The sequence below is a fragment of the Sphingobacterium deserti genome, from assembly GCF_000757725.1.
GTDB lineage: Bacteria > Bacteroidota > Bacteroidia > Sphingobacteriales > Sphingobacteriaceae > Sphingobacterium > Sphingobacterium deserti.
The window spans coordinates 37,611-49,671 of record NZ_JJMU01000021.1; the positions used below are offsets into that span (position 1 = coordinate 37,611).

6 protein-coding genes are annotated in these 12,061 nt (G+C 47.2%); all 6 read right to left on the reverse strand.

Translation table 11 applies throughout. From position 1 onward, the window contains the following. Window positions 1–5: 5 nt before the first annotated feature. From DI53_RS05820 to DI53_RS05845, 6 genes are read right to left on the reverse strand one after another with little or no spacing between them, the layout of a single operon-like run. Window positions 6–1,088 carry a Gfo/Idh/MocA family protein gene (locus DI53_RS05820; RefSeq protein ID WP_037496574.1) on the reverse strand — a complete coding sequence of 361 codons (1,083 nt, stop codon included), beginning with the start codon at window positions 1,086–1,088 and terminating at the stop codon, window positions 6–8. A gap of 2 nt (window positions 1,089–1,090) precedes the next feature. Beyond that, the gene (locus DI53_RS05825) at window positions 1,091–3,607 is read right to left on the reverse strand and encodes an L-rhamnose mutarotase (RefSeq protein ID WP_037496576.1); all 2,517 of its coding nucleotides are present in this window, start codon (window positions 3,605–3,607) and stop codon (window positions 1,091–1,093) included. Beyond that, window positions 3,594–5,339, reverse strand: coding sequence for a RagB/SusD family nutrient uptake outer membrane protein (locus tag DI53_RS05830; protein ID WP_037496577.1), 1,746 nt, complete (start codon window positions 5,337–5,339; stop codon window positions 3,594–3,596). The genes DI53_RS05825 and DI53_RS05830 overlap by 14 nt, the downstream gene beginning before the upstream one ends. A gap of 2 nt (window positions 5,340–5,341) precedes the next feature. Continuing rightward, window positions 5,342–8,476 (reverse strand): SusC/RagA family TonB-linked outer membrane protein, encoded by a 3,135-nt coding sequence (locus DI53_RS05835; RefSeq protein ID WP_117624851.1) that lies wholly within the window; start codon window positions 8,474–8,476, stop codon window positions 5,342–5,344. A 33-nt stretch (window positions 8,477–8,509) separates the two neighbouring features. Continuing rightward, window positions 8,510–10,906 (reverse strand): glycoside hydrolase family 2 TIM barrel-domain containing protein, encoded by a 2,397-nt coding sequence (locus DI53_RS05840; protein WP_081939401.1) that lies wholly within the window; start codon window positions 10,904–10,906, stop codon window positions 8,510–8,512. A 24-nt stretch (window positions 10,907–10,930) separates the two neighbouring features. After that, window positions 10,931–12,031, reverse strand: coding sequence for a glycoside hydrolase family protein (locus tag DI53_RS05845; protein WP_037496578.1), 1,101 nt, complete (start codon window positions 12,029–12,031; stop codon window positions 10,931–10,933). Window positions 12,032–12,061: the final 30 nt, after the last annotated feature.

The window sequence follows — 12,061 nt, forward strand, 5'->3', positions numbered from 1 at the left end:
ATAGCTTACAGGTTGACACCAAATTTTTCAAGCAGGTCTTTCGGGCGCACGGGCTTTCCTGTCCGTAGCGACTCATCCATGGCCTGCAAGAGCGCAATCGTTCCGATTCCTTCTTTCATATCCGGGAAGGCGGGCGTATTGTTTCGGATGGCATCTCCGAAATATTCCAGGTAGTTTTGGTATTCACCTGCGTGATGGCTTTTGCCTTCAAAGCGGAAATAATGCTTTAGTTTATGCTCCCAAGTCAACATACGCTCTTCGCCTGATTTGTCGGTGATCGCATAGCGCAGATCCATGTAATCCGCCTGGCTACAGCCTTCCGTTCCGCGAAGGATACAGCTCATTTCGCTATCGCGCGTGACGGGTTGCACTGGGCCAGTGTAGGCGCCACTAACACGTGCTATACGGCCATCCTCAGCTTTAAAGATAAAGTGCATGGTATCGGCATTTTGCAGTCCGCCCTTCTGCCCGTTGGCACTTAGCATACCGTAGCCCATGACCTCCTCGATATTCGGCAGGTACCAGCGGATAAAATCGACCGGATGGCTAAGGCCTCCATACAACCATTTGAAAGAGGACTGCAAGGACCAAGGTTTATCCAAAAACCAGCGGTGATCCGCATGGTAGTAGCCTTCAATAGTAATCAACTCACCAATCAATCCCGCTTCAAAGTCTTGGCGTTGCTTTTTTACCGGCTCGAAAAAACGTGAGCTCTGTCCCACAAAAACGCGCTTGCCTTTTTCTTTCGCCAGCGTAAGGAGTTCGTTTGCATCGGCCAGATTATCAATAAAAGGTTTGGTGCAGACTACATGCTTGCCATGCTCCAAAGCCAAACGGATGTGCGTGGCATGGAGATGATCAGGCGTATAAATCGCGATGGCTTCGATTTCTTGATTTTGCAAAAGATCTTCATACCGTGAGGTATAGTTGTGGAAGTCAAACTCTTTCATACGTTTACGCCCGAGCTCTTCATTCAAATCACAAATCTGCACTAAATCGATGTGCTCGCTTTGCAAAGCGGCTGACATCGTGCTCCGTCCTTCACCAAGACCCAAAATTCCTAATCTTAATTTTTCTGTTGATTGCATGCTTATTTCTTATAAAAAATCCAAGTTTCATTTGCAGCTGTACCTTCGATACCTTGCTGATAGCTGCCCATCAGCTTATTCCATTCATTAACGCGCGGGTTGTCTTTCAGCGTCAAGGGATCGATATCCTCAAAGCGCTGTCCTTTCGGGAAGGAAATATACAGCATGAGCTGCCTATCGTTGCGGTACAACAATACTTCTTCAAATCCGGCCTGACAAAAGCCTTTGGCTACTTCCGGCCATTTTTCATATTGCTGTTCGTGAGCTTGTAAATATGCTTCCTGCTTTGCTTTATCATCCACTAGCTCTGCGGTTAACAATACGTAGTCGGTTTCTGTATTCACTGATGTTTCTGCACAACGCGTTCTATCGAAACTGTAAAACAGGTTATTGAAAACTTTGTAGGCCACCTCCGGATAGTTGGCAAGCCAAGCGCCGGCCAGTTTTTTTCCGAGCTCATCCGTCGTTTGCAATATTGTATAGTCTTTCCAACGAAACAGCTGAGACACATCAGCACCCTGTCGCGTAAAAAAGGCTTCCACATCCGCAGGCTTCACGCGCTGTTGCGGATCATAGATCTGGAAAAACACCGGCTTGGTAAATGGCACATAAGCGTTGAACATTGCCGAATCGCTTAAGGGTGCCTTTACTCTTGCCAAATGCTGATACTCCTCTTCGAAACCTGCTTTTGCAATGAGTTGCGCTGCTACGCCCGGCCCATTATTTTTCCATTCGACACTAGGTCCATTGGCATTCTGTAAGATCTTGTTTGAAGGAAACCAGTTGTCAGAAACCGTCATGTATGCTGATCCCTCATCGGTATACAAATAAAACCAATGATCGGGAATATGGGCGTAAGGCGATACATAGATACTATCGATGACATTGTACTGGATCTTCGTTCCCGGCTGCGCGGAAAGCGTGTATATTCCGGCAACATCATACATGTATTGCCCATATCGTGTGATTTTGTTATGCTGTACGCGATTATTCTTCATGCTGTTCACAGTCGGCGTCCAACCCCAGCCTAGGCTTATGCCCGTATAAGGCAAATCCAGCAGTTCGTTGTGGACGATATGTACGTTGCGCACAAAGCCGGCGCCAATACCAACGGTTCCCCAATCTTCGTTACCTACCTGCTGTATCAAATTGTTTGCAATGTAGGTGCCATCCGTCATTCGACGCTCGTCGCTGGCAAAATAGGGAAGGTGCGCTTCCATCTCTTGATCGGAGAATGTCCCTAACAGCAGTCCCGATCCGGCGATATCTTGAAATACGTTGCCCTGTAAAGTGTCTTGGAAATTCGCTTCCTGATAGTCTAGTCCTGTGGCGGCTAAATGGGCGAAGTTACAATTCAGGATGCTGGTATGTTTTGTGTTCTTTAGCTGAACGGCCGCGCCGGGGCGCCCCACCCAGGCTTGGTTCTCGAGCCCCGCTTTATCCGTTGTGCCGGGTTTTTGCAGCTTGTAGGCATCCACGAAGTACATACCTGCTTGTAGAGCTACATGGCCATGGGTGTGTGGGCGTAGCCAAGTGCTGTGTTTAAATTTCAACCCTTCTATTTGCACGTTGGATACTGGATTTTCCATTGTGCCTTGCAGTTGAAGGATAGTCTCTAGATACGGCGCCGTCACTGTTGCCGCTTTCATATCTTCCCCTTCACGTGGATAGTAGTATACTTTATGGGTGTCCTCGTCGAGAAACCATTCTCCTGGCTGATCAAGAAACTGAAGCGCGTTCACTAACCGAAAAGCAGAATTACCATGTTCTTTGGAGAGCCAAGGTTTTGGCCAAGGGTGCTCATTCTGCAGCTGGCGCTCGGGTTCATGGAAGCTAAGGACAATACTATCCCGCGAGACGGTTGCATCCTGAATGCGCAACTGTGCAATAGCCCACCATTGGTGAATAAAGAACTCCATCCCGGCTTCCAGCTTAAAGCCCGGAAATACATTTGGAATCGTGGCTGTGCCCTTATCAAAATCCCAATTCAGGATGCGGGGCAGATGCTGGTCATCGTGGCTTTCTGCGCGGACAGCCTTTTTGTTATTAACCCACAATTGCCGAAAGGCAAAATGCTTCCCGGCAGCACGCGGCGCATCGGCAACAAACAATTTGTTGCTAACGCGGCTCGGCAAACCGTTTACTTTACCTGCGGGTTTCCAACCGCCGATGGTAAGACCTCCCGAGAAAATAGCGCCATCGCCTACAGCTTTGACGCGCGTAGGACTCTCTGGTCTACCGCTGTCTTCCGGCCGGATAAGGATGGTTTGCGATGGTCTATACAGGCCATCGTTCACCCAGATCGTAATACCGTCCACTACGCGTGGATCGTTTAAACGACGCCATTCTCGCGCCTCGCGGAGCGCGGCTTCCAAATTACTGAACGGTTTTTCTTTACTGCCGTCACCCTTAGTCTGGCTACGCGCAGCGACATAAATATCACCTGCTGTTACTGCTTTAGAAAAAGCAAATAGCAGGGTAAATATGGCTACGAAGAGCCTTGTTTTAATATCCTTCATTCTGACCAAATTCTGCTGGATTTGTTATTGCATCTAAAAATTGTTGTGGTATAGGCCTTCTGACGTGGTGTGGTTGTACGAACGTGATGTCTGGGTTATACTGCTGCACATAGTTGTACAGCTTACCCGTACGTTTCAGATCAAACCAGCGGATATGTTCCCCACAGAGCTCGCGACCTCTTTCCTCTAAAATAAAATCAAGGTTAAGGTTGTCCTGCGCGATCAACATATCGGCTTCCCGTCCCGGTTGTGCTGCGCGCCTACGCAACACATTAATGAGTTCCGTCGCTTTCGCTTTATCACCTCCCGCCCGCAACGCTTCGGCCTCGGCAGCGATGAGGTACATCTCTGCTAAACGCATCACGATGACGTCTTTTGAACCTACCTGTGAACCGGCCTCGGGCAAATTCGGATCGTCGTATTTCTTCAGTGCCGGGAAATGAACGTTAAAGCGCGCATTGCTGCTCACACGTGCACCGGTATACGTATCATCAATATCTACCAACGCATAAGGAAGATTGCGCTTTTCAGTCGTCACCTTCTTTTTGGTAAACCAAAGTGCCAGGTCGCCACGCGCTAGGGATGATCCTACTAAACCGCTAGGCTTTTCGAAAGCAGCCAAGTCATCGGCCGTCCAATTATATTGATTGACATTCAAATAATACTTCTCGCGAAACCAGTCTTCATAGCGGCGATCAATATCTTCGTTATACAATTCCAATAGGTGACGGGTTGGCATAAAACACATTCCTCCTGAATTGGAATTACGATCTGCGCCATATTCCAGGTCGCGAACCATTCCAGCCTTGGCTGAATATTTAGCCTTGAACCAGATATGTAATCTATTGGGGTTATTGGGCTGTGGATTTAGCGAGTTTACGGTAGAGTGCGTAATGGTGAACAGCGCTTCGCGGTTATTTTTGTTATTTGCTGGTCGGAATACCTCTTCTGGTGTTCCATAGAGCGACGTTTGTAAAGCGGCCTGATTGTCAATTACATATTGTGCGGCTTCGGCTGCCACACCGTAATACCTGTCTTTTTCCGATTGCGATTCTTCGTAGGCAACACGCGTCAGTGCTACACGGGCCTTCAATCCGTAAGCCGCTTTGAGGGTTGCCCGGCCGATATCCGCCGCGGGAATAGGCGCCACAGGTAGATTGGCAATAGCTACCTCTAGATCGCTGAGCATTAAATCATAGAAAGCCAATTCTGGAGACCGTTGAGCAGTCAATACGGCTGTTTTGGTTTCTTCGGTTCGCAGATCTACAGCACCATATTGCTCCACCAAATGCCAGTAGGCATAAGCCCGTAAGAAGGACATTTCGCCCAATCTTGATTTTTTCTCTTCTTCATTGCTGAACGGAATCTCTGCAATCCGTTCCAAACCTGCATTGCAATAGTTTACAATTTCGTATAATCGATTCCAAGTATTACGGATCTGACCGACTGTAGAATTAAGACCATCATACTTGGTCATCTGCCGGCCATATCCGGAGTTTGCGATATTAATCCAAAGGTCTGTTCCGCCCTCGGTCAACATCAAAATATCTTCGCGACCATAAAATTGCGCACCGTAATACACATAAGCGGAATTGACCAGTGCATTAATTCCGGCTTCGTTAGAAAAGACCACATCAGATGTGGTTCCGCCGGGATTGTATTCATCCAAACTACAAGCGTTTAATGTACAAACCAGGCCCATTCCCATTACATATCTTAACATTCTTTTCATGACTAAAAATCTAAGTTAACACCAAATACAAATTGACGCAAAAGCGGGCTTTTGGCCGAGCCACCACGTTCCGCATCATAGTTTTGCACGAGATCACTCTTGGCCCAAGAGAACAGGTTGTTTCCGCTAAAATAAAAGCGTACGTTATTCATCTTAAACTTTTCCAAGGTGGCCTTTGGCAAACGGTAGCCTAATGTTACGGTCTTAAGTTTGATATACGATCCGTCCACGTAGCTGTATGTTTGGTATCCCAGATAATTATAAAAATTCGTCATACTAGGCTGTGGAAAATCATTGCTTGGGTTTTCCGGCGTCCAATAGTTCAGGTAAGCAGGTTGGTTTCCGCGGCCTTGTGGATCAAAGGCTCCTGTCAACTCGTAGTCCATCATTTGTCCCCATCGCGCGATTGCATACGCGTTTAGATCGAAGTTTTTGTAGGAGAATGTGTTATTAAAGCCTAAGGTCCAGCGGGGTGATGTGGTGCCAATGTACGTCACGTCGTTAACATCGTCAATCACGAAATCTCCATTTAAATCGGCCAACTTGATATCGCCGGGTTTGAATGGCTGTGTTTTTTCGGCATCTCTAAAATAGCGCGCGGCTTCTTCTGCTTCGCTTGCTTGCCAGATACCTAGACGCTTAAAGGTGTAAAACGATTCCAACGGGCGCCCGATCAGCAAGCTTTCTGTTTCACGGGTGGTGGCTCCTATGATATCGCGTCCGTCGATAAGGTCGACGATTTTCTCCCGGTTTGTCCCGAAAGTGAAGTCTGTGCTCCACTGGAATGCGCCGGTCAGGTTTTTGGTATTCAAGATAATCTCTAGACCGCGGTTATTGCTGCTCCCTATATTCTGATAGATTTGGAATGGTGTGTTGTTTCCCGAACCCATGGATGTGGGCAGGGTACGCGGGAGGAGAATATCGGTGGTTTTGGTGTCATAGAAATCCGCCGTCAGGTTAATCCGGCTATCGAAAAACTGCGCATCCAAGCCGAGGTTCCACGATGCTGACCGCTCCCAGCCAAGATCTTCATTGCCGATCAACGTGTTGTACACATAGTACACAAAACCTTGATCTTGGAACGCCGCATTTGTATAGCCGGTTACGCCAGATTGTGTTCCATATTCATTGATCCCGGAGTTTCCTGTCTGCCCATAACTGGCCCGTATTTTTAACTCATTTACCGGTTTCCAGTTGAACCAGTTTTCGTCGCTTATGCGCCAACCGGCAGCCAAAGATGGGAACGATGCCCACTTATTCTCTTTGGACAGGCGTGATGCGCCATCCCAACGGTTCGAAACGGTAAGCAAGTAGCGTCCTTGGTAAGAATAATTAGCGCGAAGGGCATAGGAAAGGGTTTGGCTCTGTATATACCCAGACCGAATGACGTAAGAATCTTTATCGTTTGCGCCAATATTGTGCCACAGCTGCTGAGGAACCAATTGCCCGGTCCCTTCCATATACGAGGTGTTCAATTTCGACTGCGTCCAAGATGTCAAGGCGGTTAAACCCAGACTATGTTTGCCGAAATCGGCGTTGTAATTGATAATATTATCCCAGTTGATAAAACTTCTGTTCTCGCTGTCTATACTGGCGATGGAATTTGGAAATTCGCCTGCACGATCAATCGAGCTTTCACTTTCGAAGTCGTTATTTTTATGATACTGCAGGTTTACACCTAAATTAGAGCGAAATGATAAGCCGGCGAAAGGCTTTATTTCGAAAAAACCGTTGGTAATGATATTGGTGTTTGCCGTGCGGTGTTGTGCTGTAAATTCACTGGCTTCATCCGCCAGCGGACTTACTTTTCCTTCTCGACCAAGCGGCCAAAGGACGACAGCGCCCTGCTCATCATAAGGAACGCCTAGCGGCACATTGGTTGCGGCCCGCCACAGCACATTATCTGCACGTTCGTTTCCATCGTAGTGCGTAATCTGCGAAGATGTACCTACTTTTACGATAGAACCAAGGTTTTGATCTACGTTAAGGCGCAAATTGAACTTATCCAACGCATCATTTTTGAAAGATCCCAATTCGCGGTAGTAGCCGCCGGAAAGCAATCCTTTTGTATTAGTATTACCTCCGCTGATCGATAGTTGGTGATTTTGTACGATACCTGTATGGAATACCTCATCTTTCCAGTTGACCCATTGGTTTTGCTGTAACGCAGCCCATTCGCCTACTGTAAATAATGTTTGATCATCGGCAGGGCTGTTCCATTGACCCGCGGTTTTGGCGGCTTCTCTACGCAGGGCAATGTAATCATCTCCCGTTCGCATGTCGGGATATTGTGCCCAGCCGTTAGCGCCTACATAAGCATTATAGTTAACGACAGGTCGGCCTTCCCGGCCTCTTTTCGTGGTGACAATGATTACTCCGTTCGCTCCTTGTGAGCCATAAATAGCCGTGGATGAAGCATCTTTTAATACTTCCATCGAGGCAATATCCTGCGGATGTATATCGCTGATATTACCACCCTGCATGCCGTCGATAATGACCAAGGGGCTGTTAGCTCCTGCTGCTGTCGATAAAGATCGCTTTCCACGAATGTTGAGGTTAACGCCTGATGTTGCACTTCCTGAAGAGCGGGTGATGTCCAATCCGGGAACTTGCCCTTGAATGGACTCCAAGGCATTTGAAGCGGGAGATCGCACGATATCTTCGGGTTTTACGGAAGTGACGGAGCCAGTTAAATCTCTTTTTTTCACGGTTCCAAATCCGATGACCACGACCTCATCCAGCGCTTGGTCATCTCGTTGCAAGACAATTTCTAAGGCTTGCCCTGCCCGCACATCTACGGTTTGTTCCTTGTAACCCACGGCCGAAAACAAGAGCTGACTTTGCGCATTGTTTAAGCGCAAAGTAAAGGCCCCTTCCTCGTCTGTGGCCGCAGATAGCACCGCATCCACAACGGCAACCGTTACCCCGGCAACAGGCTGTCCACTTTCGTCCGTCACTTTGCCCGTCACTTCCTGTTGGTAAATACTTGCCAGGCCTGGTGCCTCGTTACCTGCCGTTGCAGCTAGAGCAAAAGGCTGTAACCCAAGCAGCAACACCCAAGCCCCCCATCTGCCGGCGTGGCGCCTGGTTAGCTGAGGCAGGCCGAAGGACCTCTGTTTAACTTTTCTTTGCATCATACATTAAGATTTATACTCGTTAGCTTTTTTGGTTTATTTCGTTGTCTCCAACGGGACGGAGATTTCGCCCAGGCTGGATTTGATACGCACTGCTTTTGTCGTTGCCGCATCCCCCATGCGAACAATAGCAAGCGCTTTACCTTTGAATGTTTTCCGTTTTGGATTGTTTAGTCCGCGCAGGTCTGCCTGAAATCCGTTATCTGTACCCAGCACTTCCACGCCTACACTCCCTTCGAAAGAGATTTCTATATCTTCGTGTGCTACCGCTTCGCCCTTGTCGTCTAGCAGTTGCACCTCGACGAAGTAAAGATCCCGATCGTCATCTGTTTTAAAATCATCATGCGTTACACGTGCCTTTATCTTTTTTGCAACACCTGCTGTACGTTTTACTTGCTCCTGAACGGCCTTTCCTTTGTGATATTTCACGACTTTGATTTCACCAGCCTCAAAAGGAACTTTCCAAGCGGCGTGCAAGCGATCAGCGTTTTTAGACGACTTGCCTAAACTCTTACCATTTAGAAACAGCTCTGCCTCATCTGCATTGTTGTAGTAGGCCCACACATCGACCATGTCGCCCTTTTTCCAATTCCAATGCGGAAGGATGTGCAGTACATCTTTATCGGTCCATTCGGCTTGATACATGTAGTACACGTCTTTTGGAAAACCTGCCAAATCTACAATCCCATAGTAGGAACTACGCGCAGGATACGGATAGGGTACTGGTTCTCCCAAATAATCGAAACCTGTCCACACAAAAATACCTGCGAGGAAATCACGTTTCTTCACTTCCAACCAAGCCCGTTCGTGGGATGTGCCCCAATAGGCAGCAACATTATCATAGGCTGATACGGTGAAGTCTGGATTCCCATTGGTCACAAATTTATCCTTGCTGGATGCCGGCCAAAATTGAATGGTATCGTGCAGGGCGTCATACACCCCTCTAGTCTGCAGACCAGATGTTGTTTCAGACGCAATAAGCGGCACGTTTTTAAATTCCTTAGGCAATTTATCGTAGTCGGCATATTTGTAATTAAAGCCCAAAACGTCTAATGCCTGTGCCTGCGCTATAAAGTTTTTTACGTAATTCGTTTCGGTTAGCGCAGCGGTTACTGGACGCGTGCTGTCAAGCGCCTTGACCACGGCTGTCATCTCTTTGGTGAGCACGGTGCCCGTGCTATCAAACTGTTCACGAATTTCATTGCCTATGCTCCACATAATAACGGACGGGTGGTTGCGGTCGCGTTTGATAAGCGCCTGCAAGTCGGCCACGTGATGCTCTTTAAAATCTTGGTGGTAGTCAAACTTGTTTTTCCGTTTCTGCCACATATCATAAGCCTCGTCATACACCAAAAGCCCCATCTCATCACAGAGATCAAGCACTTCTTTTGCAGGCGGGTTATGCGCCGTGCGGATAGCATTGACCCCCATTTCTTTCATCATCACTAACTGACGCTTAGCGGCTGATTTATTAAAGGCTGCACCAAGCGCACCAAGGTCGTGATGCAGACAGACGCCCAGTATTTTGAATGGTTGCCCGTTTAAAAAGAACCCTTTCTTTACATCAAAGGCTATGCTACGAAAGCCTACACGTTGTGTAAGGGAATTTAACTCTTTTCCCTCCGCATCTTGCAACAGCAATTGTATGGTGTAGAGATTTGGCGATTCCACGTCCCATAGCTGCGGCTTGTCTAAAGATAGGGTTTGATCGATTTTATTGGATTTTACTGCTGCCGTACTGGAAGCCACGCGTCTTCCGTTTTGATCCAATAGGTGCAGCGCGACCTGCAAATTTCTTTTTTCTGGATTGTGGATCTGCGATTGTACACGTAAGGTGCCCTTATCCGTGGATACCTCCGGTGTAGTAATAAAGGTTTCTTCCGGTAGGATATGTGTGTGCTGTTGATATTTCAGGTGTACATCCCGGTAGATACCGGAACCTGTGTACCAACGCGAATTTGGTTGCTGGCTATTGTCTACGCGAACGGCAATGACGTTTGGCGTATTCCCATAACGCAGATAAGGTGATAAATCATGCGAAAAGGATAGGTAACCATTGCTGTGCTTGCCCAAGTATTTCCCATTAATCCATATTTCGGTGTAACGATAAGCGCCGCCGAAGTGAATGCTTATATGTTGGCCCTTATCTTTTGCCGCCACCTGAAAGATTTTTCTATACCAACCGATGCCGCCCGGCAGTGCACCGCCAGCATTGCCCGCAGGAAACTCAGCACCGAAGTCTGATAAGATACTCCAATCGTGCGGCAGCGTTACCCTCTCCCATTGACGGTCGTTGTAATTTTCTTGGCGAAACTGCAAGTCATCCGCTAGGGAAAAGTGCCAATCGTCGTTAAATTTTAGCGCTCTTTGGGATTGTCCAAATGTTGCTGTCGCTGCGAGTAAGGAAAGAAAAACATATAAAATCCGAGTCATATCCATTATCTATTTATCTACAAACTATTTTTTCTTGAAATGTAAGCTGCTCTTGCCCAAATCCTTCGATGTGGCCACCGCTATTCCGCGATTGCCATCTTTGTCTACCGCACAATAGTAGTGGTAGACTATGCCTTTATGCTTAAGCACAAAAGACTTATGCGCATATTGCTGGTCAAAATCTTCGGATGATTCAATCAAATTGTCTCCTTGCCAATCTGTCCAGTGAATCAGGTCTTTTGATGCTGCAAAACGGTTGAAGCCCCCGTTTCTATCTTTCCAGAAAGCGCCAAAGTAAAACATAACCCAAGTATTATTGATTTTTTGGATCATCGGGTCGCCAGTGATTCCCACAGGATGATGCACTACCGGATCTTTGCCATAGCGCTTCCATGTTGTCATATCATCGGAAACAGCCATCCCTATACGTTCGTACCAACGGGTGGGTTTGTTGTTTTCCAGGGAATCGCCAACAGCATTGTAATACATAATAAAGCGGTTTCCAGTGTGGCGTTGTGGATCTTCAATCACATAACTTTTAAATAATTTATGGCGGTTTTCCCACCAACGCACATCCGGATCGGTATCACCCAAAACAGGTTTGTCCAATCGTTGCCATTCCATGGGCTCTACTGGTTTTTTCGTGGTAAATGCGATACCTATAGAAAGGGGTTCAGGTTCATAACCCGCTGTAGATCCGCCGAAGTAGGACATCCAATATTTTCCTTGAAAGCTGTGTAGCTTATAACTTCCGCCCCATTTGGTATCAATCAGGGCATTGTAGCCGGCGCGCTGCTTGGCATCCCATTTTCCATCATCCTTTTTAGACATTTGCTTGCCCAATGTTTTCCAAGAAAGCAGATCCGTACTTTCCGCAAGCCAGGTTTCATACCCCACACCGTCAAAAACAATATAAGTCATATACCATTTCTTGCCGCTTCTATAGATACTTGGGCAATCCATCAAGTCCGTAAGCTTATTTGGCGTCAAAACCAAACCATATTTATAAGGCGTTTTTACTTCCTGATAGAGCGTTTGCATCTCTGCTTCTGAAACGCCAGCAGTTTGTCCGTTCGATAGTCGAACGACAAACAGCAAGCATAGTAGTACGATCGTGTTTTTCATTTTTATTATTGTCTTTTAGGCCTGTTGCCA

Excerpts from the sequence above, each read along its gene's own strand:
- DI53_RS05820 (WP_037496574.1), bottom strand. The coding sequence starts at position 1,088 with ATGCAATCAACAGAAAAATTAAGATTAGGAATTTTGGGTCTTGGTGAA.
- DI53_RS05825 (WP_037496576.1), bottom strand. The coding sequence starts at position 3,607 with ATGAAGGATATTAAAACAAGGCTCTTCGTAGCCATATTTACCCTGCTA.
- DI53_RS05830 (WP_037496577.1), bottom strand. The coding sequence starts at position 5,339 with ATGAAAAGAATGTTAAGATATGTAATGGGAATGGGCCTGGTTTGTACA.
- DI53_RS05835 (WP_117624851.1), bottom strand. The coding sequence starts at position 8,476 with ATGATGCAAAGAAAAGTTAAACAGAGGTCCTTCGGCCTGCCTCAGCTA.
- DI53_RS05840 (WP_081939401.1), bottom strand. The coding sequence starts at position 10,906 with ATGACTCGGATTTTATATGTTTTTCTTTCCTTACTCGCAGCGACAGCA.
- DI53_RS05845 (WP_037496578.1), bottom strand. The coding sequence starts at position 12,031 with ATGAAAAACACGATCGTACTACTATGCTTGCTGTTTGTCGTTCGACTA.